We start from the raw sequence: 24,814 nt of genomic DNA, 5'->3' as shown, positions 1-24,814 counted from the left end.
TCAGACTCCTTTCGTCTTCAGATCTTTCTCCTGAGGCAGGACCTGGTCGATGATTTCAATCGGGTAATTTCCTGTAAAGCAGGCATCACACTGGCCTCTTGAACCATATGAATGATACACATCATGCATGGCATCCACGGAGAGATACGTCAGTGAATCCGCGTCGATTTCCGCACGGATTTGCTCATTGGATTTCTGTGAGGCGATGATTTCGGCATGTGTGGATACATCGATGCCGTAGAAGCATGGATTTTTAAGCGGCGGTGAAGAGACACCCATGTGCACTTCTTTCGCCCCCGCTTTCCTCAGTGCTTTGACGATGAAGCGGCTCGTCGTGCCCCGGACGATGGAGTCATCGATGACGACGACCCGTTTCCCTTCGACAACATCCCGCACCGGGGAGAGCTTCATGCGGACGGCACGTTCGCGCGCTTCCTGGCTGGGCGAGATGAATGTTCTGCCGATATATCTGTTTTTCAAGAGCCCCTGCTCCTGCTTGATTCCGGACTCTTCTGAAAATCCTTTGGCCGCAGCAAGACTCGAATCCGGCACACCGATGACGATATCCGCTTCCACCGGCATTTCTTTTGCGAGTTCCTTGCCGAGCGATTTTCTGATCGTATATGTCGAGGTATGGCGGAATTCGGAATCCGCCCTTGCGAAATAAATATATTCCATCGAGCATAGATTCGGTTTTTCAATATCAGTATACCGATCGAAATCGATGCCGTCATCACTCAGCGTGATCAGTTCGCCCGGTTCAATGTCACGGATGTACTCTGCATCAATCGCCGTAAATGCACATGTTTCACTGGCGACACAGTAGGAACCGTCAATCTTGCCGAGCATCAGCGGACGGACACCATGGTCGTCCAGTGCAATCGTCAGTGAATCTTCATCCAGGATGACGAACGCAAATGCACCTTTCAACTGCTTCAGCGCGGATTTAAGACGCGTCTTCTTGTCCGTGCTCTTGTTCTTTCTGAGAAGATGGGCCAGAACTTCCGTATCGGAAGATGTCTGGAAGATCGCGCCGTCATCTTCAAGCGCTTCCCGGATGCTCATCGCATTCACCAGGTTGCCGTTGTGTGCGAGACCGAGGTCGCCGTCATGACTTTTGAATAAAAACGGCTGGACGTTCGAGAGTTCACTGCCGCCCGTTGTCGCATAGCGGACATGCCCGATGGCATGCGGGAATTCGCGGAGGGAGGCAAGCTGATCCTTCGTCAGTGCTTCAGTCAGCAGTCCCATGCCGCGGGCACCGAACAGATACTCATTATTCGAGCATACGATCCCTGCGCCCTCCTGTCCTCTGTGCTGCAGGCTGTGCAGTGCAATATACGTCAGTTCACTTGCGCGTTCGTGATTCCATACGCCAAAAATTCCACATTCTTCGTTCAATCCACGGATGTCATACATTTCGGGATTGCCCCTTCCCACGCGCCTGCAACTTGTGCAAGATCTCTGTCAATCGTTACATCGCGTGTTTTAATTCTGAATCCACTTTCGGTCAATCTGCCAATTTCCACTGCGTCTTTGATCTGCTGATCCGGTTTTGCCACTACGATATATCTGGAGCCATTTTCTGCGAAAAGGTCTTCTCCATCGATTTCAAGCGCCACATCCAATCCAAGGCCGTGGAAACTTGCAAGCTGTGCAAGTTTGACTGCAATGCCGCCGCGGCCAACCGGTGAAATTTTCTTTACGGCACCCTCAATCAGCTGTGCGCGGAGGTCCATGCCCCGGCTGTACTCGAGCCCAAGGTCGATGCTGCGTGTCTCTTTTGATACTTCATTATCAACCAGCTTTTCAATCTGGCTGCCGGCGAATGACTTCGTCGTTTCACCGACCAGGTAAACCGCGTCGTCCGCTTCGATGGATAATCCATCCATGAAGTTCACATCCTCGATCAGGCCGACCATGCCGATGACCGGTGTCGGGAGGATGGACGCCGTCCTGTTTTCGTTATACAGGCTCACGTTGCCGGAAACGACCGGAGTGGAGAGCGCGCTGCATGCTTCCGCCATGCCACGGGTCGATTCTTCCAGCTGATTGTAGATTTCAGGGTTTTCAGGGCTGCCGTAGTTCAGGCAGTCCGTCATCGCAAGCGGTGTCGCCCCTGTTGAGATGATGCTTCTGAACGTTGCGGCAACCACTTCTTTACCGCCGTTGTAAGGGTCCGCATATACGTAGCGGCTCTTGCCGTCGATTGCCATCGCAATCGCTTTGTCAGTGCCTTCGACTCTGATGACACCGGAGCCGAAACCGGATTTCTGAACGGTATTTGAACCCACCTGGTTATCGTACTGTTCATAGATATAGCTTTTTGATCCGTGAGTCGGATGTTCGATCAATTCATCAAACACCTGGTTCAGATCTTCTTTAGAATAGTCATATTTTTTATTGTCCACTTCCGGCTGGCTGCCTTCCAGAATATAAACCGGTGCCTCATCGGATAACGGCTGCACCGGAATGTCGGCGTAGAGCTCATCTTCATAATATAATTTCAAACGGTCTGAATCCGTCACTTCACCGATGACCGCCGCATCGAGTTCGAAGTCTTCGAACATATCGAGGAACTTCTGCTCCGTGCCGTCCTCCACCACCAGCAGCATGCGCTCCTGGGTTTCGGACAGCATCATTTCGTATGGAGAGATGCCTTCCTCCCTGACAGGCACCTGATCGAGATAAAGATTCATGCCCGATTCGCCTTTGGCTGCCATTTCAGAACTTGAGGACGTCAGCCCCGCAGCACCCATGTCCTGGATGCCGACAAGTTCAGGCTGGTCGATTGCCGCAAGTGTCGCTTCCAGCAGTTTCTTGCCCGTGAACGGGTCACCGATCTGTACCGATGGCCGTCTGGATTCCGACGCGTCGCTCAGCTCCTCGGATGCGAATGTCGCCCCGTGGATGCCGTCCCGTCCCGTTTTCAGTCCGACATAGACCACTTTATTGCCGATGCCTTTAGCCGTCCCTTTCTGGATTTTCTCCTGATCCATCACACCCACGCACATTGCGTTGACGAGCGGGTTGCCGTCATATGAAGGATCGAATTCCACTTCACCGGATACCGTCGGAATGCCGATGCAGTTGCCGTAGCCGCCGATGCCTGAAACGACACCGCGCAGCAGGCGGCGGTTGTTCGGCTCCGTCAGTTCGCCGAAACGCAGGGAGTTCAAAAGACCGATTGGACGTGCACCGATGGATACGATGTCGCGGATGATGCCGCCCACACCTGTCGCCGCCCCCTGGTATGGCTCAACTGCGGAAGGGTGGTTATGGGACTCCACTTTGAAGACGACCGCCTGGTTATCACCGATATCAACAACGCCGGCACCTTCACCCGGCCCCATCAGTACATGTTCGCCCGAAGTCGGAAACTGGCTGAGGAACGGTTTTGAATGTTTATAGGAACAGTGTTCACTCCACATTACAGAAAAGATGCCGATTTCCGTATAGTTCGGCTGACGCCCCAGAATATCGATCACCTTATCGTATTCCGCATCCGTCAATCCCATCTCTGCGTAGAGCTTCTGAAATTTAATATCCTCTGGAGCTGGTTCGATGAATCTAGACATGATTTGCCTCCCACTGGGTCATTTTCTCGAATAGTCTTAATCCGTCATCACTGCCGAGCAGCGTTTCAAGTGCACGTTCAGGGTGCGGCATCATGCCGAGCACATTCCCTTTTTCATTGACGATTCCTGCGATATCGTTTCTCGACCCATTCGGATTCGTGTTATAGGTCAGTACAATCTGATTATTTGCCGCCAGCGTTTCATATGTCTGGTCATCACAGAAATAGTGGCCTTCACCGTGCGCCACCGGATAGGTCACATCTTCACCCTGGCGGTATCCGCGTGTGAAAGCAGTATTATTGTTGACGACTTTCAAAGACTCGTTTCTGGAGACGAAAGTATGCTGGTCGTTGAAAATAAGCGCGCCCGGCAGCAGGCCGATTTCAGTCAGAATCTGGAATCCGTTGCAGATGCCGAGGACAGGCTTCCCTGCCTCTGCCGCTTCTTTGATCGCTTCTGTCACCGGTGCAACACTGGCCATCGCACCGCTGCGCAGGTAGTCACCGAAGGAGAATCCGCCCGGGATCAGCACACCGTCGAATCCTTCGAGGGAAGTTTCTCTGTAGTCTGTGAATTCTGCTTCCGCACCCACTTTCAATGCTGCATTCAGCAGGTCGCGGTCACAGTTGGAACCTGGGAACTGAATTACTGCGAACTTCATTATTTCGACACCTCATCCAAAATTGTATACTCATACGTTTCAATGACTGTATTTGTGAAGAGACGCTCGGACAGGGATTTCACGATGCCTTCGATCTTTCCTTCTTCCGTTTCGTCAATATCGAAATAAAGGACTTTCCCGACACGGATGTTGCTGATTTCATCATGTCCAAGCTCGTGCACCGCACGGTTCAGTGCTTCCCCCTGTGTATCCAGTACCTGCGGCTGTAGTGTTACGATCAGTTCTACCTTTTTCATTATTTGACTGCCTCCATCTTTTCGTAGAATTTAGTATAAGTATCAATTAAAGATCCTGTCCCGTTGCGGTACACATCTTTATCAAAGTTCTCATTTGTTTCAAGGTCCCAGATGCGGCATGTATCCGGAGAGATTTCATCCGCAAGCAGAATGTTGCCTTTATTGTCCTTGCCGAACTCGATTTTGAAATCGACAAGTTTCATACCCATCAGGTTCATCATTCTGATGAGGGCTGCGTTCACTTTTATCGCCGCTTCCTTCAATGCTTCCATCTCTTCTTCCGTCGCAATCCCGAGTCTCAGCACATGGTCATCTGTCAGAATCGGATCGTTCAACGCATCTTCTTTGTAATACAATTCCACGAGCGGGGGTGTGAACTCCCGTCCGTTTTCAAATCCGAGCCTTTTGACGATGCTGCCTGCCGCAACATTGCGGACGACCACTTCAAGCGGAATGATATGGACCGGTTTCACTGTCTGTTCCGTTTCACTGATGCGTTCGATGAAATGCGAGTCCACGCCGTTATTTCTTAAATATTTGAAGATATCGGATGAAATCAGATTGTTGAGCCGTCCTTTCCCTTCCATGAAGTCGTGCTTTGCGCCGTTGCCGGCAGTCACTTCGTCTTTGTATTCGATGCGGAGGACTTCGGGATCTTCGGTTTTAAAGACTCTTTTCGCTTTCCCTTCATATAACAGCATTATTCCGTCTCCTTTACAAAGTCGCGGCCGAGCGCGCTTAATGTGTGTTCCAGATCGTCTGTAAGCACGGTGACGTGCCCCATCTTCCTCGCCGGCTTCCGGTCTGTCTTGCCGTAAATATGCACGTTCCAGTCTGCATGGGTGAACAGCTCCTCATCCAGGCGGTCCAGATCGGCACCGAGCAGGTTCATCATCACTGCGTTCTGATGCAGATATACTTCAGGCATCTCATGATCCAGTATGGACAGGATATGGGCATCGAACTGGCTGATGTTGCATGCCTCGATCGAGTAATGCCCCGAGTTATGCGGACGCGGTGCAATTTCATTTACATACAGGCTGCCGTCTTTCGCGACGAAGAATTCAACGGTGAACGCACCGACAAAATGCAGTGCCTCCATAATTTTTTCGGTTTCTTTCTGTGCCTGCGCCGTGTAATCCACACGGGACGGGACGATTGTGCGGTAGAGGATCTGGTCCTTATGGAGATTCTCCTGAAGCGGGAAATATACGACCTGTCCGCCCACACTTCTCGCAACGGTCAGGGATACTTCCCTTTCCAGCTCTATATATTTTTCAACAACAAAGTCCGATTTCTCAAACGGGATCTCAACTGAGTCAAGCTCTGATTCGGATTCGATCAGATACTGCCCTTTTCCGTCATAGCCGCCTGTCGCCGTTTTGACGATGACCGGCGTGCTGTATTCCTCTATGAATGCACGGATGGCATCGAGCGATTCCACTTTTTCGTAAGGGACGATTGCGGCTCCGGAGTTTTTAACCGCCTGTTTTTCAGTTTCGCGGTTCTGCAGTGTCAGCACAGTTTCTGCGCCCTGCGGCACATAATAGTCGCCGACTAATGTATGCAGAATTTCCGCATTGATATTTTCAAATTCATACGTGATGACATCCGACATTTCGCACAGCGATTTCAGAGCATCCATGTCGCTGAAGTCTGCATGGATGAACGTGTGGCCCGTGGCACTTGCCGGTGCATCAGCGGATGGATCGAGCACCGCCACTTTATAGCCCATCCTGAGTGCGGACTGCGCCATCATCTTACCGAGCTGTCCGCCCCCGATGATTCCGACCGTTGCGCCCGGTCCCAGTTTAACTGAGGTCATTCTGCATCTCCTCCACTTTATCTTCGAGTGATTTCGTGTAGTCATTCAGTGTTTCATAAAGTTCCGGTGAACTGATGGCGAGCATTCTTGCTGCCAGAATACCTGCATTTTTGCTTCCCGATGCGCCAATCGCAGTCGTTGCGACCGGAATGCCTCCGGGCATCTGTACGATGGATAATAAAGAATCCATGCCCTGCAGTGCTTTCGACTCAATCGGTACGCCGATGACAGGGACATTCGAAAGGGATGCGACCATGCCCGGCAAATGCGCCGCGCCGCCGGCGCCTGCAATGATGACGTCGATACCGTTATCTTTGGCACGTTTTGCATATTCCACCATCATTTCAGGCGTACGATGGGCGCTTACCACTTTCTTTTCATAGGGCACACCCAGTTGATCCAGTATCTCGCACGCATGCTTCATCGTCGGCCAGTCGGAAGAACTGCCCATGATTACTCCAACAGTCATAATAGGATAACCTCGCTTTGAAATTTGTATGTTACATTTCTCATGCTTAGTTTAACAATTAAGGGACGTTTATTCAACTTAAAAACGAACATTTTAAATAAATATCTTTTAATTGTTTGTGTTTACGAACGTGGGATGATGTTTTAAAGGGGTTAAGTTCGGTTTCTATATATATTTTGATAGATATAGTGTAATATGTTTTTTTAAGTGATTCTTTGTATGGCCTCATATTAGTATGGCTGATTGGATACGAACTTTCTGTTCACTGTGGAAATTTTCAGGGAAGTTATGGATAATGGAGATAATCAAATTATTAGGATAGGAGAATGGAAATGACAGCAGAATTACTAAACGGGCGGGAAATCGCCAAAGATTACCGTGCCGGACTGGCATCAGAAGTTGAAAAACTGAAAGAAAACGGGATCACTCCAAATCTGACAGTAGTCATCGCCGGCAATGACGGGGCTTCACTCAGTTACGTGCGATCCAAAAATAAGGCGGCCGAAAAAATCGGGATGACTTCAGATATCGTCCACCTTGGGGAAGATGTCACTGAAGCGGAAGTGCTGGAAGTGCTGGACCGCCTGAACAATGATGATAATGTCAACGGGATTCTGGTACAGGTGCCTCTGCCTGAGCAGGTCAGTGAAGATAAAGTGCTGGAAGCCATCGCTCCCCATAAAGATGTGGACGGTTTCAGCCCGGTAAATATCGGACGCTTGTACACCGGGCAGAGAACATTCGTCCCATGTACGCCGCTTGGAATCATGGAACTGTTAAAACATACCGGTTCCCTTGAAGGCAAGGATGTTGCCGTAATCGGACGGTCCCACATCGTCGGCCAGCCGGTCGCTAAATTGCTGACCGATCAGAATGCAACGGTCACATTAATGCACTCTCGCACAAAAGATATGGTCGGAAAATTGAGTGCATATGATGTGATTATCAGTGCCGTCGGCTCCCCGGGGCTGATCAAAGCCGAACACCTTAAAGACGGTGCGGTGGTCATCGATGTCGGCAACACAATGGTCGACGGTAAACTCAGTGGCGATGTAGATTTCGACGCCGCCAAAGAAAAAGCAAGCTGGATCACGCCCGTTCCCGGCGGTGTCGGTCCGTTGACAATCACAATGGTATTGAACAACACTTTGCTTGCAGCAAAATGGCATAACGGCATCGAATAACCTCTTTTGATTGAAGCCACACCCTTTTTGATGAGAGTGTGGCTTTTTTCAGTGGGCCGGGAGGCATCCGACGGTCATCTAAAACGTCCCTCATAAACCATATACCTCCTGCAGCTTCAACTCCTTATGGTACATAATGACACCATACTCACGAATGATCCGCGCCCTGTCCGTCCGGCGCAGGACGTGCATCCATCAGTTCCAGCCATTGATGCTCCCGCGTCTTTTTCCTCACAAATTCTCCTCCTTCAAATAAAAACCCCTTTTCTCTATATATGAGAAAAGGGGCGATTTGATCTTTTAAAAATCCAAATAATTTATTTAATTCAGGAAAATAAAGTTACTGAATCCGTTAGTCTCTTCATAACGATCAGTTCCTCATAATGATGTAAACAAGGTATACGGCATATGCAAGCACGAGCACAAACCCTTCAGCGCGTCCGATTGTGTATCTCGTTCTGGAGAAAATCAACAGCAGTATCGTCAATATAATCAAAATCCATGTATCCGTGAAAATCTTCGCATCCAGCGCAAGCGGTGCCACGGTTGCGGCACTGCCCGCCACGAAGAATATGTTGAATATACTGCTGCCGACCGCATTCCCGATGGCGATATCGCCTTTCTTTTTAATCGCAGCAGTGACAGATGTGATCAGTTCCGGCAATGACGTACCGATTGCCACAATCGTCAAGCCGACAAGCGTCTCGCTCATTCCAAGTGCAAGCGCGATTTCTGTAGCGCTGTTCACGACAAGTCTGCCGCCGAAAATGATTGCGGCCAATCCGCCGATCGTAAGCAGGATATTCTTCAACCAAGGTGATCCTACATCAGCATCCACACTGCTGTCCGCCTGCGTTCTGTTCTTCAGCGCCATTTCAAAGACATAATATAAAAATACTGCGAAGAATAACAATATAATCAGACCGTCACCGCGTGTAACAACGTTCTCTGCGGCGCCTTCCAGCGCCACATCCGCCATCAGGACCAAAAGCACAACGCCCGCCAGCAGTGAAAACGGAATTTCTTTCCTGATCGTCTCACTTTGCACAGTGAGCGGTGCTATCATCGCTGTAACGCCAAGAGCAACTGTAATGTTAAAAATATTGCTGCCGATAACATTTCCGAGCACCATTCCGGCGCTGTCATCGAGTGCCGCTAAAATACTGACTGTTGCCTCCGGTGAACTCGTACCAAAAGCAACAATTGTGAGCCCGACAAGCAACGGGGACACATTCAGTTTCACTGCGATGTTGGAGGCACCTTCCACAAAATAATCCGCACCTTTTATAAGCAGTACAAATCCAATGATTAAAATAATATAAGCCAAGACGGCGCCACTCTCCTTTTAAAACTGCCAATTCTTCTTTTAACTATTCCCCATCTTAACCAAAAAAACCCACTTTTCATATAGAAAGTGGGAGAGATGCATTATTTCTTCTGTTCGACAAAGAACGTCACAACAACGAACATCAGAAACGCAAGCAGTGTGATGCTGCCGCCGATGATGAAATAAACCATTGTAAATGTTTCATTGAATCCGAAAGGATTCAGCATATAGAAGTACATTCCGCTCGTCAGCAATATCGCACCCAGTACGCCCAGCACACACTGGATATGCACAAGTACCGGTTTCGTCACTGTATAGACGCTGTAAAAAATCCCCCAGGCAAACATCGACATCCAGCCCACCAAAAGAATATGCGTATGAATTGGACGCATCGCGTAATCCGTCTCCCCCGCCATCTGCGAGCCGATAAACACACCGAGAAATCCGAACAGTGATGCAATTCTAATTAAATTAATTCCCCATTTTCTTTCCATTTTTCATAATTCCTCCATTTTTTATAATAAAATTCCCGCCTGCGGTAAAACGTCATCCTGCAGGAAAAACACCTCTGATTAATATCACTTCTCCAGTCTGACGATGAATTTTGTGCCTTCGCCAAACGCACTTTCAACGTCGATCGTCCCGCCGAGCATATCCACTGTTTCCCGGACAATCGCAAGGCCGAGGCCGGAACCTTCGCTGGAACGGGCTTCATCGACACGATAGAAGCGATCGAAAATCATGTCCAGTTCTTCTTCACGGATACCGGCGCCCGTGTCCTGTACGCAGACTTCCACGTGTGCACCTTTATCTTCAAGACTTACGGCGATTTCATCCCCGTCGGATGAATATTTCACTGCATTTGAAATAAGATTATCCCATATATTCCACAGCAGGTCACGATCCGAATCAATCTCAACATCATCCAGGGTATAGGATAGATCAATACCGGATTCATCCAGCCGCCATCTGAATACACGGACCACTTCACGGATCTGTTCATCCAGCTGCACCGAGGATTTCTTCACTTCATACGATTGATGGTCGAATTTGTTGAGCAGCATCAGCTGCCGCGCCAATGACGACAGCCGCTTCGCTTCCGAATGCACGACCGAGGCAGCTTCCCGCGCATCTTCACCTCGTACTTCACCATCCTCGAGCAGCTTCGCATACCCTTGGATATTGAGCAGCGGTGACTGGAAATCGTGCGTCACATCGCTGATGAATTTCTGCCGCATACGGTGGTTCTCCTTCAGCTGGCCCTTCATTGCATCCAGGCTCACCGCAAGCTGTCCGATTTCATCCTTACTGTATGTTTGAGGCGAAATATCATACTCAAAATTCTCCTGCCTGATTTCATTGGCAGCCGTGCGCAGCCTGCCCAGCGGGTTTGTCAGCCGGCGGCTCATCAGTATGATGAATAACACACTCACCAGCACCGCCGTCACGAAGAATACGAGCAGGATAATATGAAATTCACTGAACATCAGACTGCTGTCCTGCTTGATGAACAGCGCCTGGCGCTCCCCGTCCAGTTCCACAGGCACGCCGACGGTATTACGCACATCATTCATAAAGTGCCCCATCATGAACCAGTTGGCCATATTCGCTTCTTCGCCCTGATATACACCGCCGGACAACACTTCATTTAAAGTAGAAAGACTGATATTCGTCCGGTCAAAATCGGCCCCTGCAAATTGTGCCGTCAATCCACCATTGAACGGCCCTTCCGTAAGCGTCACTTCCCCGCCGGATGAACTGCCGCCGACATCCTCCCCGGCTGCACTTTCTCCACCACTCACAAGCACAACCTGATAATCCAGGGCGTTCAGCATCTCCATCGCTGCAGATAGCCCTGCTTCACCGGCTCCATTCTCTTCCAGCACTTCCTTCAGGCTCCCGGCGGTTTCAAACAGTTCTTCATTCATCTTCGGCTTCGAATAGAAAGCGTACAGCACGTTGGACGCGAGCAGTGAAACAACCACGCTGACGGTAACAACGACCAGGAGCACCGCAATAAATCGTTTATATAAAGTATTCATCATGTCTCCGGTCCAAGCCGTTCCAGCCGGTAGCCGACACCGCGCACTGTAAGCACCCGGATAGCCGCACCATACTTTTCAAGCTTCTGGCGCAGGCGGTTCATGTGCGTATTGATCGTGAACGTACTCGTCTCCAGGTCACCCCACACACTCTCGACGATATGTTCCCGGGTCACGACTTTTTCAGGCCGCTCGAGGAGACACGCAAGCATTTCAAGCTCCTTGACCGGCAGCATATGTGTCCGGCCGTCCACTTCAATTTCATAATGTTCCCGGTCAACCGTCACACCGCCGAACGACAGCTTTGCATCCAGTCCACGGTTCGAACGCTTCAGCACCGCCCGGATTCTGAACAGCAGCTCCTTCGGTTCAAACGGCTTCACGATATAATCCGCCGCCCCCGCCAGGAATCCCTGTTCCTTATCATCCAGCTGCCCTTTGGCCGTCAGCAGAATCACCGGAATTTCCAGATCAGCCGACAGAACTTCAGTCAGCTCAAATCCGTCCATGCCAGGCATCATCACATCCACCACAGCCAGATCCACCTCTTCATCCTCCAAATATCCAAGCGCCGATCCGGCCTCTTCAAAATCAGACACTTCATATCCATTCTTCTTCAAGTAAAGGACGATCAGGTTGCGGATGTTTACATCATCCTCGACCACCATCACTTTATCCATCGGCTCCAACTCCTCTGCACAAAACTCTACCACTTTCATATAAACATACTATAAACTTTTTAAGAAATAAAACCTTCGCCCTGCCATATCCAGACAAATATAAAAAAACGCCCACCGCGCCATGCGGTGAACGTTCCAAGAGGGGTCATATTAAATTTTAGGCACCAAGGCTCATTTTCGGACCAAACGGCTCAAAGTGGATGCGGCTTTCTTCAATGCCCCTTTCTTTGAGTTCCTTCATCATTGTGCCCATGAAGCCCATGGATCCGCATATATAGATTTCGCGGTCCTCACTGCCCACGAAGTCTTCTTTGCTCAGGAAGCCTTCAGTTTCACTGAATTTTATTTTAAGATCTGCACCTTTTGCCTCGATTGCAGCCATCTGATCTTTGAACGGCTGGTGGTCTTTATTGATGCAGCTGTATACATATTTGACATCCTTGCCTTTGGCCACTGTATCCTCAGCCATCGCCATAACCGGTGTCGCGCCGACGCCGCCTGCGATGAAGAGCAGTTTATCGTGATCTTCCTCGACTTTGAAGTCCCCTGCGGGTGCAGACAGGAAGAGCGCATCGCCTTCTTCAATGCTGTCATGCATATAGTTGGAAACAACGCCTTCTTTATCTTTGATCGCTTCACGCTTAACTGCAAATTTGATGCCTTCTGAAGTATCCATGGAGCAGATGGAATAATGACGGAGTGCTGTATTTCCGTACCCTTCAGGATTCACTTTGACTGTAATGTACTGGCCTGCAGTGAATGATTTAGCAACATCATCGGAGTCCACTGTGAATCTGACGATATCCGGTGTAACGTTTTCTTTCTTCTTGACGACGAAGGGTTTGAAGCCTTCCCATGCTGCAGCTTCATACATTTCCTTTTCGATACCGATGAATACATCGGCAATCTTGCCGTAGTATTCGCCCCATGCATCGATGATTTCCGGTGTCGCCGCATCTCCAAGCACTTCTTTAATGCCTTCAAGCAGATATTTGCCGACGATCGGATAATGTTCAGGTCTGATTTCAAGTGCACGGTGTTTATGTGCAATGCCCATCACTGCCGGCACAATCGTTTCGATATCTTCGATGTGTCTCGCTGCAGCAAGTACTGTCATCGCCAGCGCCTTAGGCTGGTCGCCCACTTTCTGGTTCGTCTTATTGAAAATATTCAGCAATTCAGGGTGTGCTTCAAACATTCTTTTGTAAAATACCGTTGTAATTTCAGTTCCATGTTCTTCAAGTACAGGTACTGTGTCTTTAATAATTTGTTTTTTAGCTTCAGCAATCATCTGTTCAAGCCCCTTTTTTATAAAAGATATATTTTTAATACATCTTTATTGTAAAGGGATGCGATTATTTTTTCAAGACCCATGTTAAAGTTTTCACATATCGTTCACAAAATCGCTTTCATAAGTCAAAGAGATTTATTAAAAGCGTAAATGCGTGTATAATTTCTGAAGGGAGAGGATCAGGATGAGGCTTACATTATATACAGATTACTCGCTCCGTGTGCTCATGTATCTGGGCATGCAGAACGAAGGCGAAAAAGTTCAAATAGATGAGATTGCCGGATTTTACAATATATCAAAAAACCATCTGACCAAAGTCGTCCACCATCTCGCAAAGCTCGAATATGTTAAAACTGTGCGTGGCCGGGGTGGCGGGATTATGCTAAACTATAAACCGGAAGCACTGAATATCGGCGCAGTCGTCCGCAGTACGGAAGATAATTTCCATATGGCCGAATGCTTCAATGCCGAAAATAACCAGTGTGTACTGACACCGGTATGCAGTCTGCGATTTGTGTTGAATGATGCACTGAAGGCTTATCTTGAAGTGCTTGATAACTATACATTAGAAGATATTATTCCAAATGGGGTTCCGAGGTGACAAAGATGAATTCAAGTACGATCATTAAAATTATGGCAGGCCTCCTGCCGGCGGCACCGATTACCGGTGACTTCATCAATTCGAGCATCGAAACTGAAGAAATCTCCGGCTCAGAAGAGGGTTCAGATTCGAAATATGCAGATTATGAAGGGCCGACGATGGAAGAGGAAATCGCCGCACACAGCGGCAGCGTCCCAGCGTTGAAAGGGACGGAAGCCTATAATGTGAAGGTCGGCGATAGTTTTGACCCGCTGGCCGGTGTCTATGCAATAGACAGCGCAGACGGCAACATTACAGATAACATCGAAGTGACCAGCAATAATGTCAATACGGATAAGGCCGGAAACTACACGGTGTCCTACAGAGTGGAAAACTCAAACGGCAACTGGTACGAATACAACCGTAAAATCCAGGTGTCAAATGCTCCCACTGATCCGGTACCGATGATACCGCCAACTGAAGCACAGCTTTCAAAGGAGAAATCCTCCGATTCCGATTCGGAGAGTTCTACAGATATCACGTTTATCGGACTCGATGACGTCACCATCCAGCAGGGCGATGAATTCGACCCGAAAAAAGATGTGCAGATCATCGATGTCGACGGCAGTGATATAACTAACCGCGTTTACATCTCAGGTGACGTCGATACGGAGACGCCCGGCGAATACACCATCGCCTATGCGGTGTTCGACCATTTCGGTGACTCGCACGCCAAAGCAAGGACAGTTACTGTCGAGTAATCAGCATTAAAATAAAGGCCGAACCGGAATTGAATCCGGTTCGGCCTTTCGTTCGTTCAAAATTCTTTTTATCTAACTTTTAGGCAAGCTGTTTTTTGATTTCATTATTGAAGTCCTGCAAGTCGTCAGGTGAACGGCTTGTCACCAGGTTGCTGCAGACTACTACAGATGCATCCTGCACTTTCGCACCTGCGTTTTCAAGGTCTTTTCTTACAGAGATGAAGGAAGTGACGTTACGGTCCTTCAGTAAATCTGTATCGATCAACACCTGCGGTCCGTGACAGATTGCGAATGTCGGTTTATCATTCTGAAGGAAGTGCGTTGCGAATTTACCAAAGCGTCCTTCTTTATCTGCACGCAATAGGTCCGGTGAAAATCCGCCCGGGATGAACAGTGCATCATATTCATCAGCATTCACTTCCGAAATCGATTTGTCGGCTTTAAACTTGCCGCCCTGCTTCCCTTCGATTTCACCGGATTCTTTTGAAATCACTTCAACTTCATGTCCTTCGGCTTCCAGTGCCTCTACGGGGCTTGTATATTCTACGTCTTCTACCATATCAGTCATGAGTACGGCTACTTTTTTCGCCACAAAACATCTCTCCTTTTAGAAATTTACTTTTTGATTACATAGTATCTTTTCCACATAGAGTCCCTGCTTAAACATAATCCCCCCCTTGATTTATATAAAAAATACATGTAAATGAATTTGACAAATCGAACAGACGTTCTTATAATTGAATGTCAGGAGTGATAATAATGCATTTTTCATACGATAACAGTCTCGAATATAAGATCTTATATAACGTCAAACATGATGTGTTTGACTATCCAAATACAAGCATGCCCGAATACGATATCAGAACAGTGGACTTTCATATGAAGCTGATGGAACAAAAGGGACTGCTCATTTTGACGCCATTCACGTATGACTTCTACTACAGTGATATACAGCTTACCCAAAAAGGCGAAACAGTCCTTGAACAGAAAGCCTCATAATAGCAGTGACCCGGTTACCGGGTCATTTTTTATATCCGGATGTTTAAATCGAAATTTTCCATCAGCCACTTTTTAGTCCGTACATCCTCCAGAAGTTCCACGGGTCTTCTTCCCACAAACAGATCATCATCGACGATGCCGTCTTCAAGCTCGGGTACCAGTGCCAGCCACTCGACTCTGAGTGCATATTCCTCTTTGCCAAAATGCGGATTGATCCGCCTGATTTCCTTGAAGGGATAATCCTCATGATCGATCAACAGTCCGCCCTGATGCATTTCAATCTCTTCAAAGGGCTTCGCGGCTTCCACTACTTTTCCGACCCCCAGGTACCCGTAGCGTGTCGAATACAAGGCGAATACATCACCGATGTCTATTGCGCCGATCGCACTCTCGTTACTTTTTCCTGTGACACTTACAATGCCCAATTTCTTATATACATCGTAATCTCTGAATGTCTGATTGAACTTTCCATTAATGAAATACATACCCTCACCTCTTCTTTAAACAGACTCTACCCTCCGGGCGGATGTTTCATGCAAAAATCGGGCGGGTATTGTATGAATAAGGCGCCGATTCAAACGGCCCTGAAAAGTGTATTGCATGATAACCGGTCCGCTGAACAGAATATACAGTGGGATTTAATCCGGTTAAAATTCAGAAAGAGGTGAACACTTCATGGGAGAAGAGAACGGTAAAAAAGATGAATTGATGGGAAAAGCAAAAAAAGCTGCAGGTGATGCTGTAAATGACGAAAAGACTAAGAACGAAGGTAAACGTCAGGAGACAGAAGGCAAAGTAAAAGATGCTGCGAATGATGTTAAGGAAAAAGGCAAAGACATGTTCAATGATAAATAATTCAATAAAATAAGCACCTCCAATCCGTTGGCTGGTGCTTATACTGTTTAACAGCAAAATTAGATGACAATACAGATTATATTGCGGTACAAAGGAGTGTTTGATCATGGCAGATGAACAAAAAGACCAGCAGGAACAGATGAAGGAAGAAGCAGAGCAGAAAGCAGAAGAGGGAAAGCGCCAAAAAGAGCAGATGAAAGAGAAAGCCCAGATTAATCAGGGAAAATTTAAAGATGACAAATCCAAAGTGCAGGCCAAGCAGGAAGAAACACAGGGTAAAGTCAATGCTGCAGAAGACCAGGTAGAGCAGGAAAAAGGGGATAACCAGTTCAATCAATACAAGTAGAGCCGGGTAATGGCTCCAACCATTAAATATTTCATGTTAAAAAAAATGTTTAACCACTTGTATATATAGGGTAAACAGTAACTATCACTTACAAAGGAGATGTTTAATCATGGCAGAAGAGAAAAAAGGTTTCTTAGACAAAGCCAAGGACAAAGTGAAAGATCTCAAAGACAACACGAGCAAGGAAGATGTTTCCCAAGGATGGGACAGCGCTAAAGAACAAGGTGACAAACATTTTGAGGACAATGAAAAATGGAACAGCGCCAAAGAAAAAGGCGACAGTGCCGTTGATAAGTTCGGCGGCGGAAATGAAGGAAATCAGGACGAAAACAAATAATATTCATTGATTACACTACCCCATGCCCGGACTCAATAGAGCCCGGGTTTTTATTGCGGGAAATTTTTCGTATGGACACCAGGCGTCCCGCATCCATGTTATTATCGTCTGCCTCATCATCTATGTTACTATGAATAATTATGACTTAAAGGAGATATTTTATTATGGCAGCAGGCAAAAAAGGATTATTCGACAAGGTGAAAGATACGGTGACCAGCATTAAAAACAACACGAGCAAGGAAGATATATCCAAGGGCTGGGCCACTGCAAAAGAATACGGTGACAAACATCTGGGTGACAACCAAAAATGGAACAGCGCCAAAGAGAAAGGCAACAGCCTCATAAATAAATATACGGGCGGAGGAAAAGACGGACAAAGCGGGCATAACGAAGAAAACAAATAATATATGATTACACTGATCCCTACCCGGACTCAACAGAGCCCGGGTTTTCTATTGTAAAAAATGCATAAAAAAACAGCAGCCTTCCGGCCACTGCAAGCGCTCCGCTAAGGAGATTCTAAAGTCCATCATTTATTTGTCGTGATCAGTCCGCTGTCTTCTGCGGAGTAATCCTCTGCATCCAGTTCAGCGAGTGTTTCCATATGCGCTTCTGCACTGTTCAAATATTGACGGCTGTTTTTCATATGGATATCGAGGAGTTCCGGGTGCATGTTGTCTCCCTCTGCCTCATTCATTAATTTAAATTCTATCAGAGCGAGTGCCCTGTTTGAAATCGCCAGTGATAAATCCGATTTCATCTCTTCTATCTCTGCCGCATGTTCCGAAGTCAGGAAATCCGGCGGTTTTATGCTTTGAACTTCCTGCTCGAGCCCCCTGTAGGCCGCATGCAGAATTTCGAGTTCTTCCGCCACCTTCGCATTTTCGATACCATGCAATGAATATTGGCGGTACATCGGAACGAATTCCTTATTCCAGACTTCGGATATATTCGCATGTATACTATTTGCCTTGCCTGTTACCTTCTCTATTCCCGTTGCTTCCTCATTTGTGTATGAATGCATTGTTTTGCTGGCAGCCACCTTCTTATCCGGATTACGATCGGAATAGGAATATTCAACGTCTCCATCTGCCTCGGCGGTCTGCCCCGCAGCCACTTCCCGATTATCCGCGTCATCGAGAGGCAAACTATAGTGATTGATCGTAATAAGCTGAGGCGGCTTTGCCTGAAAGTCATCCCGCTCTATACTCTGTGTCGCATCCTGGCCGCAGCCGCAAAGAAAAATCGATGCGAATATCAAAAATTTCGCTTTCACTTTTTTCGTCTCCCTAATTGAAAATTGTCACGGTAATCGAAACATCAGGGTCTATTGTAACACAACTGTAATATTTACAAAATATATTGCTGAAAATACAGGAGAATTACAGCCAGTAAAAAGACAGCACCCGGTTTTTTGATCCGGGTGCTGTCTTTGCCTTCTGTCTAGCCATTCTCTTTTTTTAAAATCAGGTAATCCAGTTCCTCTTTAGTCATGCTGTTCAGCTTCTTGTACTGGAACATGAAGAATACTGCACCGAGCACTACCCATGCAGCGAGTGCGATATAGGATGGGGCTGAAAGTGATGCCGGTGAATTTGGATACAGCAGCAGTATAAGGAATGTGAGTGATATGATTGTGCCGAGCCCTCCGAAGATGACATACGTCAGATTGTAGTTCTCCTTCTTTCTGAAGAATTTCACGGAAACAAGACTTGTCACCAGGAATGCGACAGATACGCCTGTCGAGGACATATCAACAATCCAGCTGAGTGCCGTTCTTCCGAGCCATGGCGCCCCAAGACAGACCGTCATTACGAAAAGCACCGCAACATACGGCGTTTTATTCGTCTTATGCAGCCTGGCAAAAACCGGTGGAATGAAATTCGCACGGCCGAGTGCAAAGAGCAGTCTGGATGACGACATGAAGAAGCCATTGAGTCCCGTAAAAATACCGAATGATATCGCAAGCGCCAGCAGCGTCATGCCAAAGACGCCCATTGAGGACTGGACGACAGAGCCTGTTATCCACAGTGCCCCGCCGATTGCTTCCTGATCCGGATAGATCCATGATGTGACCAGAATCATCAGGACGTAGGTGATGACGGACGCGATGATTCCAAAAACGATCAGTTTGAATGTCTTATCCGGACTGAATTTGAATTCTTCCGCCGCCTGCGGAATATTATCAAATCCGACATACATCCATGGCGCGATCGCAACGATCAGGATGATGGATGTCCATATACCGTTTTCGTTGTTGAATAAAGGCTGCGCATTCTCAAAAGAGAATTCCCCCGCGAAAAATGACCTTACAAACAGAGTGGCTACAACTGCCGCCATGAACAGACAGAAGATAAACTGTATGTTCCCGGAAAGCCCGCTGCCCTTAATACTGATATAGGCAAAAAGCACCAAAACCAGTGAAGTGAGCAGAACTTCCATAATATATACGTCCCATCCTGCAATCGTGTACATGTATCCTACTTCAAGAAAATCGGGAAGTATGAACTTAAACAGCAAACTGAACGCACTGGCGTTAAGCGCAACGACACATATGTAACCCAGTGCCAGAAACCATGAAGCGATAAAGCTGATATTTCTGCCGAACCCTGCGTAACTGAATGCGAATTCTCCTCCTGATACCGGAAATTCAGTTGTCAGTGCCCCGTATGCCACGGCAATAATCAGCATTAAAAGCCCGCCGATTGTAATGCCCAGAGTGGAACCCAGCGTACCGGATGAAATCAGCCAGTCGCCCGGCAGGATAAACGCCCCCCAGCCGATGCTCGAACCATACGCAATGGCCCAGATGAACCGTTTGGACATGGTGTTTTCAAGTTCCGTGCGTTCTAAAGCTGTATTACTTTGTACCATAATTAAAAAGGACTCCCCTGTTATGTTTGTTTTATTCCATAGATTATATCGTACCAGAAGGAGAATGCAACGTAAAACTGCATTCTAAGCTGATAATCGGGTAAAATATTCCTAAAGAGTAGATGGAGGGGATGAAATGCTTAAAAGAAGTTTGGGCTACATAATCATACTGTCTCTGGCTGTTTTAAGCGCCTGTTCAAGTGACGGCAGCGATGAAAACAGCTCAGCCGGTGATAAGAGCATGGAAATATTCGGCGCAGAAGAATGGACCCAGTACAGGATGGGTCCGGATAAAAATGCGGTGATCGACTCCGGTCATGAACCTCTGGAGCATATGAGACTCGCAACTGAAGAGGAAGTCCGGGCGACACCGGTCGTGGCGGACGGCAAAGTCTTCATCGGAAATCATGACTCCGGTGAAATCATGGCATTCGATTTAGAGGACGGCAGTAAGATCTGGGAAACGCATGCACCAAACTGGATACATTCTGAAGCCATCTACCATGAAGGGAAAGTGTATGTCGGATACGGCAACAGGGATTTTAATGAAGACGGCACAAGAGGGACGGGAGAGAGTGGTGTTATGGCGCTCGATGCCGAAACCGGAGAAACAGTCTGGGAATTCAATACTGAAGGCGCAGTCATGCCGACGCCTGCGATATATGGTGATCACCTTTACGCTGCAACAGGCGGACGGCACCTTTATAAATTGACACTGGATGAAGGGACACCCGAGCATAAATATGACCTCGGTTCTGTAGTCACCATGTCATCGCCGAGTATATATGAAGATACATTGTATGTCGGGGGCGGCCGGCCGGACCCGCAGACTTTTTATGCCTATGACCTCCAGGAAGATGATATTAAATGGAAAAAGGAATTTCCTGATGTGGCCATGGGTCTTGATGATGTCCCGCCGGCGGCTGCGGATGGCATCATCCTTACCACTGCTCTGGTCTACAATGAAGACGGGGAATCAGAACATGAAATATATGCAATGGATACCGAGACCGGGGAAATTGTATGGAAAGATAACTGGGGCACCGGGAAACCTGTAGAGAATAATAAATCAGGGGCGCCGATGATCCATGATGGCAAAGTATTTGTCGCCAGTCCAAAAACTGAAACCTACTATGCCTATGATTTAAAGACGGGCGAACAGTTATGGGCGGTTAAAGGCACTGCAGCCAAAGCACCGCCTGTCGCCCAGGACGGCATCGTCTATTTCGCAAATGAAGAAGGCGTTGTCACCGGTATTGATATAGAGCGCGGAGAAAAGGTGAAAGAAAAGGAACTCGGCGGCACACTTTCACCCGCCGGACCGGTGATTGCCAATGACACATTATTTGTGGGCAGCCGCGACAGTTATGTCTACGTCGTCCCGCTGAGTGATTTCGAAGATGTTCAATAATTGAGAATGCCGGGGCTTAATGAGGAATTCTTCATTACAGGTCCTGGTTTTTATTTGCCACAAATATTTGCAGTCCATGCCGGCCCCGTATGGAAAACAGCGCCCGGCAAAAAACGGACGCATTACCCTTATTGAGTAATGCGTCCGTTTTATATTCATCCTAACCGCTGTAATTCAGCAGCTCTATACCGAAGATCACCGGCATCAACAGATAAACGAATGCCACAATCAATATGACTGCGATTATATTTAAGGCAAACCCTGTTTTTGCCATCTCCTGGATGGATATTTTATTCGTACCGAAAACGATGGCGTTCGGGGGTGTCCCGACCGGCAGCATGAATGCGCAGTTTGCCGCCATTGCCGCAGGCACCATCAATGTCAATGGATGCACTTCAAGCGCAATCGCAAGACCTGCCAATACCGGAATGATCATCGTGGCCGTGGCTGTGTTGGATGTAATCTCTGTGAGGAAGAGGATAGCCAGTGCCACGATCGTGATGATGATTACAATGTGGACCCCTTCCACTTGTGTCAGCAGTTCACCGAGCCACTGGTCTACGCCCGTTTCTACGATTGCCGCAGCCAATGCGAGGCCCCCGCCGAACAGCAGCAGCACGCCCCAGGGCAGTTCTCTTGCGACGGACCAGTCGAGTATACGTTTGGATCCTCTTTTTGTCGGCAGCAGGAATAAAATCACTGCCGCCAGCATCGCAATCGAGCCATCTGTCAGCATGGAAGTGATTTCGATGTTCTCCCAGATGAACCCGCGTGTAATCCACATAAATGCTGCAAAGAGAAAGACAATGAGTACGAGTATTTCTTCTCTTGAGATTTTACCGAGTTTTTCGAGTTCGCTCGAAATGATTTTGCGGCCGCCGGGCAATTGTTTCATATTGTGCCTGAATGCGAAATAGTTCATATAAGTCCATGCGATACCGAGGAACAGCACAACAATCGGCACCCCGAAAAGCATCCACTGCGCGAAACTCAGGTCGACATCAAAAATCTCCTTGAGCTGGCCCGCCATGATGATGAGCGGCGGTGTGCCGATCAGTGTGCCCAGTCCGCCGATGGTACCGGCATATCCGATGCCCAATACCAGCGATTTCTCAAACAGTTTCAGATCAGATTCAAGTCCCGGCTCTGTCAGCGCGTTGGCTTCATTGATGATCGCCATCCCGATCGGGATCATGATCATTACCGCCGCCGTGTTACTCACGAACATGGACAGGAGCCCTGTCGCAATCATGAATCCCAGGAGGATTGTAGCGGTTGTCGTTCCGATCGCACTGATGATTGACAGTGCGATACGCGTATGTAAATTCCATCTTTCCATCGCCAGTGCAATTAAAAATCCGCCTAGGAACAGGAAGATGATGTCATTACCATATGCACTGGTCGTCGTGCCGCTGTCCATGACGCCCCCCAGCGGAAAAAGGAACAGAGGCATGAGTGACGTTGCCGGAATCGGAATCGCTTCCGTAATCCACCATGATGCAATCCATAATGTGGATGCGACGACAAAAACGCCGGCACTGTCCAAACCTTCGGTATTCAGGAATAATAAAGTTAGAATGAAAAGCAGCGGTCCTAAAAACAATCCGACCAGTTGCAGCCGGTTATAGGATTTTTCCGGACCTTCCTCCGGATCCGTTGAATAGCTGCCTTTTTCAGCATGCTTTTTCGAATCGTTCACGCTGAAGAATTTCAGCAAAGACTTCGTTCTTCTGGACTCACGCCATAAATTTTCATATGACTGTCTGACTTTGGAATCGCTCACAATAAACCTCCTAAAGATGTAAACATAATATCTTAAAAAACATTATCATATTTTCAGAAATTTTACTATAGTTTTTCAATGACAAAAATAAAGCGGGAAGGATGAAAGAAATCCCCCCCGGCTTATGAAATATTAAAATGGCCCCCAATTGATCATGACCCCGACAGCAAGTATGATCACCGCAATGACCGCCCAGATGATGAAAAGCGGCAGCAGCCATTTCGCCCACTTGATCCATGGCACTCCCGCCACCGCCAGACTCGCCATCAAAGGTCCGGAGGTCGGAAAAATACTGTTTGAGAACCCATCACCGAACTGGAAGGCCTGGACAGACACCTGCCTTGTAATGCCTATCATGTCGGCGAGCGGCGTCTGCACCGGCATGATGATTGCCGCCTGCCCGCTGCCTGAAGGCACAAAGAAGTTGAATACCGTATTCGCGATGAACATTCCCACCGCAGAAAGGATCGGCGTCAATGCTCCCAGAGGGGAGGCAAGTGCATTGACGAGCGTATCGAGAATATTTGCCTGCTCCATGATTACCAGTACGGCACGGGCCACACCGATAATCAGGGCGCCGTACACCAGATTCTTGCACCCTTCCAAAAATGTGAGGGTTAATTCATTGTAGTTCATCCCTGCAATGATCCCGGACACCAGACCGATGACAATGAAGAATGCCGCCATATGATCCGTCGTCCATTGAAACTGGATCACGGCGAAGACGAAGAACGCCAGTGCAAGTCCTACCCACGATAATATCAATTTGTGCCTCAGAGTAAAGGGCACATGTGTTTCCATCTCTTCCCCGTTGCTTTCAAGAATCCCCATGATACTGCGCTCAGGATCCTTTAAAATACGTTTGGCATACGCCCATGTATACCAGATCGTCACCCCGACCAGAATGATGAAAGAAATGACACGCAGCAGCATGCCGGAAAACAGCGGAAGTTCAGCGATTGAATGGGCAACGCCGACTGTATACGGATTTAAAAATCCTGCCGAGAATCCGATGAACGTTGCGCCGAATGTAATCGCCACCGCCACAATCGCATCCATTTTCAATGCGCGGGCCAGCATGACACCGATCGCCACAAACGGAATGACAGAGTTGGCCACGGCACCTGTTGCACCGCCCAATGCAAACAATACAGAGATGACGGCGATGAGCATAAACTCCCTGCCGCGCATTTTATCCACTGCACTCATGATACCGCCTTTGATTGCGCCGGACCGTTCCACCACTTCAAACATACCACCGGCGAAAAGCACGAGGAAGATGAGCCCGGCGGATTCAACCATCCCTGTCTGAAGTGCCAGGAAGATATCCATCACCCCTGCCGGTTCCTTTTCCACTGTCTGATACGTGCCTGACACCACACGTTCCACTCCATCCACTTCTTCCCTGTCGAAAGACCCCGCAGGAACAATATATGTAGCAATCGCTGCAGCCAGCAGAACGATAAATAATATGACATATGTATCCGGCATTTCCCAGCGTTTTTTATTCAAGTTGTCCATTTCCGCACCTTCAATACATTTTATTATAATGCA

At 48.0% G+C, this 24,814-nt stretch carries 27 protein-coding genes; 9 read left to right on the top strand and 18 right to left on the bottom strand.

What is annotated here, in order from left to right; genetic code table 11:
* From purF to purE, 7 genes are read right to left on the bottom strand one after another with little or no spacing between them, the layout of a single operon-like run.
* Entirely contained in the window at positions 1 to 1,419 is a 1,419-nt protein-coding gene (gene purF / locus ACKRAT_RS04620; protein WP_411843928.1) for an amidophosphoribosyltransferase, read from the bottom strand.
* Positions 1,398 to 3,578, bottom strand: coding sequence for a phosphoribosylformylglycinamidine synthase subunit PurL (purL, locus tag ACKRAT_RS04615; protein WP_411843927.1), 2,181 nt, complete (start codon positions 3,576 to 3,578; stop codon positions 1,398 to 1,400). Before purL ends, purF begins: the two co-directional genes overlap by 22 nt.
* Positions 3,571 to 4,239: a phosphoribosylformylglycinamidine synthase subunit PurQ gene (purQ, locus tag ACKRAT_RS04610; RefSeq protein ID WP_411843926.1), complete on the bottom strand. Its 669-nt coding sequence runs from the start codon at positions 4,237 to 4,239 to the stop codon at positions 3,571 to 3,573. Before purQ ends, purL begins: the two co-directional genes overlap by 8 nt.
* Positions 4,239 to 4,496 (bottom strand): phosphoribosylformylglycinamidine synthase subunit PurS, encoded by a 258-nt coding sequence (gene purS, locus ACKRAT_RS04605; protein ID WP_411843925.1) that lies wholly within the window; start codon positions 4,494 to 4,496, stop codon positions 4,239 to 4,241. Before purS ends, purQ begins: the two co-directional genes overlap by 1 nt.
* Positions 4,496 to 5,200 carry a phosphoribosylaminoimidazolesuccinocarboxamide synthase gene (gene purC / locus ACKRAT_RS04600; RefSeq protein ID WP_411844413.1) on the bottom strand — a complete coding sequence of 235 codons (705 nt, stop codon included), beginning with the start codon at positions 5,198 to 5,200 and terminating at the stop codon, positions 4,496 to 4,498. Before purC ends, purS begins: the two co-directional genes overlap by 1 nt.
* On the bottom strand, positions 5,197 to 6,321 hold the full coding sequence (purK, locus tag ACKRAT_RS04595; protein WP_411843924.1) for a 5-(carboxyamino)imidazole ribonucleotide synthase: 1,125 nt from the start codon (positions 6,319 to 6,321) through the stop codon (positions 5,197 to 5,199). The genes purC and purK overlap by 4 nt, the downstream gene beginning before the upstream one ends.
* A complete protein-coding gene (gene purE / locus ACKRAT_RS04590; protein ID WP_411843923.1) occupies positions 6,308 to 6,790 on the bottom strand; it encodes a 5-(carboxyamino)imidazole ribonucleotide mutase in 483 nt (160 codons plus the stop codon). The genes purK and purE overlap by 14 nt, the downstream gene beginning before the upstream one ends.
* A 332-nt stretch (positions 6,791 to 7,122) precedes the next feature.
* On the opposite strand from purE, the gene folD reads away from it, so the two are divergent.
* Positions 7,123 to 7,974, top strand: a complete 852-nt coding sequence (gene folD / locus ACKRAT_RS04585; RefSeq protein ID WP_411843922.1) for a bifunctional methylenetetrahydrofolate dehydrogenase/methenyltetrahydrofolate cyclohydrolase FolD — start codon at positions 7,123 to 7,125, stop codon at positions 7,972 to 7,974.
* Between the two features lie 370 nt (positions 7,975 to 8,344).
* Here folD and ACKRAT_RS04580 read toward each other — a convergent pair whose 3' ends face one another.
* The 5 genes from ACKRAT_RS04580 to ACKRAT_RS04560 form a co-directional block, all read right to left on the bottom strand.
* The gene (locus tag ACKRAT_RS04580; RefSeq protein ID WP_411843921.1) at positions 8,345 to 9,301 is read right to left on the bottom strand and encodes a calcium/sodium antiporter; all 957 of its coding nucleotides are present in this window, start codon (positions 9,299 to 9,301) and stop codon (positions 8,345 to 8,347) included.
* 101 nt (positions 9,302 to 9,402) lie between these two features.
* Positions 9,403 to 9,795 carry a hypothetical protein gene (locus tag ACKRAT_RS04575; RefSeq protein ID WP_411843920.1) on the bottom strand — a complete coding sequence of 131 codons (393 nt, stop codon included), beginning with the start codon at positions 9,793 to 9,795 and terminating at the stop codon, positions 9,403 to 9,405.
* Between the two features lie 84 nt (positions 9,796 to 9,879).
* Positions 9,880 to 11,343 carry a sensor histidine kinase gene (locus tag ACKRAT_RS04570; RefSeq protein WP_411843919.1) on the bottom strand — a complete coding sequence of 488 codons (1,464 nt, stop codon included), beginning with the start codon at positions 11,341 to 11,343 and terminating at the stop codon, positions 9,880 to 9,882.
* Positions 11,343 to 12,023, bottom strand: a complete 681-nt coding sequence (locus ACKRAT_RS04565; protein WP_411843918.1) for a response regulator transcription factor — start codon at positions 12,021 to 12,023, stop codon at positions 11,343 to 11,345. The genes ACKRAT_RS04570 and ACKRAT_RS04565 overlap by 1 nt, the downstream gene beginning before the upstream one ends.
* Positions 12,024 to 12,180: 157 nt before the next feature.
* Positions 12,181 to 13,314: a globin domain-containing protein gene (locus ACKRAT_RS04560; RefSeq protein ID WP_411843917.1), complete on the bottom strand. Its 1,134-nt coding sequence runs from the start codon at positions 13,312 to 13,314 to the stop codon at positions 12,181 to 12,183.
* Positions 13,315 to 13,498: 184 nt separating this feature from the next.
* On the opposite strand from ACKRAT_RS04560, the gene ACKRAT_RS04555 reads away from it, so the two are divergent.
* Both ACKRAT_RS04555 and ACKRAT_RS04550 read left to right on the top strand, forming a co-directional pair.
* Positions 13,499 to 13,915: an RrF2 family transcriptional regulator gene (locus ACKRAT_RS04555; protein ID WP_411843916.1), complete on the top strand. Its 417-nt coding sequence runs from the start codon at positions 13,499 to 13,501 to the stop codon at positions 13,913 to 13,915.
* Between the two features lie 5 nt (positions 13,916 to 13,920).
* Positions 13,921 to 14,655 carry an immunoglobulin-like domain-containing protein gene (locus ACKRAT_RS04550; protein ID WP_411844412.1) on the top strand — a complete coding sequence of 245 codons (735 nt, stop codon included), beginning with the start codon at positions 13,921 to 13,923 and terminating at the stop codon, positions 14,653 to 14,655.
* Between the two features lie 79 nt (positions 14,656 to 14,734).
* Here the strand turns inward: ACKRAT_RS04550 and ACKRAT_RS04545 are convergent, their stop codons facing one another.
* Positions 14,735 to 15,247 (bottom strand): type 1 glutamine amidotransferase domain-containing protein, encoded by a 513-nt coding sequence (locus ACKRAT_RS04545; protein ID WP_411843915.1) that lies wholly within the window; start codon positions 15,245 to 15,247, stop codon positions 14,735 to 14,737.
* A gap of 167 nt (positions 15,248 to 15,414) precedes the next feature.
* Here ACKRAT_RS04545 and ACKRAT_RS04540 point away from each other — a divergent pair, with 167 nt between their 5' ends.
* Positions 15,415 to 15,654, top strand: a complete 240-nt coding sequence (locus ACKRAT_RS04540) for a hypothetical protein (RefSeq protein WP_411843914.1) — start codon at positions 15,415 to 15,417, stop codon at positions 15,652 to 15,654.
* Between the two features lie 29 nt (positions 15,655 to 15,683).
* On the opposite strand, the gene ACKRAT_RS04535 is transcribed toward ACKRAT_RS04540, so the two are convergent.
* Entirely contained in the window at positions 15,684 to 16,139 is a 456-nt protein-coding gene (locus ACKRAT_RS04535) for a hypothetical protein (protein ID WP_411843913.1), read from the bottom strand.
* Between the two features lie 190 nt (positions 16,140 to 16,329).
* On the opposite strand from ACKRAT_RS04535, the gene ACKRAT_RS04530 reads away from it, so the two are divergent.
* The 4 genes from ACKRAT_RS04530 to ACKRAT_RS04515 all read left to right on the top strand — a co-directional run bounded on the left by ACKRAT_RS04530 (position 16,330) and on the right by ACKRAT_RS04515 (position 17,596).
* Complete coding sequence (locus tag ACKRAT_RS04530; RefSeq protein ID WP_411843912.1) at positions 16,330 to 16,509, top strand: CsbD family protein; 180 nt, start codon at positions 16,330 to 16,332, stop codon at positions 16,507 to 16,509.
* A 106-nt stretch (positions 16,510 to 16,615) separates the two neighbouring features.
* Positions 16,616 to 16,855, top strand: a complete 240-nt coding sequence (locus ACKRAT_RS04525) for a hypothetical protein (RefSeq protein WP_411843911.1) — start codon at positions 16,616 to 16,618, stop codon at positions 16,853 to 16,855.
* Positions 16,856 to 16,964: 109 nt separating this feature from the next.
* Positions 16,965 to 17,192, top strand: coding sequence for a hypothetical protein (locus ACKRAT_RS04520; RefSeq protein WP_411843910.1), 228 nt, complete (start codon positions 16,965 to 16,967; stop codon positions 17,190 to 17,192).
* Positions 17,193 to 17,356: 164 nt separating this feature from the next.
* On the top strand, positions 17,357 to 17,596 hold the full coding sequence (locus ACKRAT_RS04515; RefSeq protein WP_411843909.1) for a hypothetical protein: 240 nt from the start codon (positions 17,357 to 17,359) through the stop codon (positions 17,594 to 17,596).
* Positions 17,597 to 17,721: 125 nt separating this feature from the next.
* On the opposite strand, the gene ACKRAT_RS04510 is transcribed toward ACKRAT_RS04515, so the two are convergent.
* Together ACKRAT_RS04510 and ACKRAT_RS04505 are read right to left on the bottom strand one after the other, a co-directional pair.
* A complete protein-coding gene (locus ACKRAT_RS04510; protein ID WP_411843908.1) occupies positions 17,722 to 18,468 on the bottom strand; it encodes a hypothetical protein in 747 nt (248 codons plus the stop codon).
* 167 nt (positions 18,469 to 18,635) lie between these two features.
* Entirely contained in the window at positions 18,636 to 20,066 is a 1,431-nt protein-coding gene (locus tag ACKRAT_RS04505; RefSeq protein WP_411843907.1) for an APC family permease, read from the bottom strand.
* Positions 20,067 to 20,202: 136 nt separating this feature from the next.
* On the opposite strand from ACKRAT_RS04505, the gene ACKRAT_RS04500 reads away from it, so the two are divergent.
* Positions 20,203 to 21,477, top strand: a complete 1,275-nt coding sequence (locus tag ACKRAT_RS04500) for a PQQ-binding-like beta-propeller repeat protein (protein ID WP_411843906.1) — start codon at positions 20,203 to 20,205, stop codon at positions 21,475 to 21,477.
* 160 nt (positions 21,478 to 21,637) lie between these two features.
* Here the strand turns inward: ACKRAT_RS04500 and ACKRAT_RS04495 are convergent, their stop codons facing one another.
* Together ACKRAT_RS04495 and ACKRAT_RS04490 are read right to left on the bottom strand one after the other, a co-directional pair.
* Positions 21,638 to 23,260, bottom strand: coding sequence for an SLC13 family permease (locus ACKRAT_RS04495; protein ID WP_411843905.1), 1,623 nt, complete (start codon positions 23,258 to 23,260; stop codon positions 21,638 to 21,640).
* A 132-nt stretch (positions 23,261 to 23,392) separates the two neighbouring features.
* Entirely contained in the window at positions 23,393 to 24,781 is a 1,389-nt protein-coding gene (locus ACKRAT_RS04490; protein WP_411843904.1) for a YfcC family protein, read from the bottom strand.
* Positions 24,782 to 24,814 lie beyond the last annotated feature (33 nt).

The organism is Salinicoccus sp. HZC-1 (genome assembly GCF_046736035.1).
Lineage (GTDB): Bacteria > Bacillota > Bacilli > Staphylococcales > Salinicoccaceae > Salinicoccus.
Note: the sequence above shows the minus strand (reverse complement) of the source record. Positions and strands in the feature narration are given on the sequence as shown.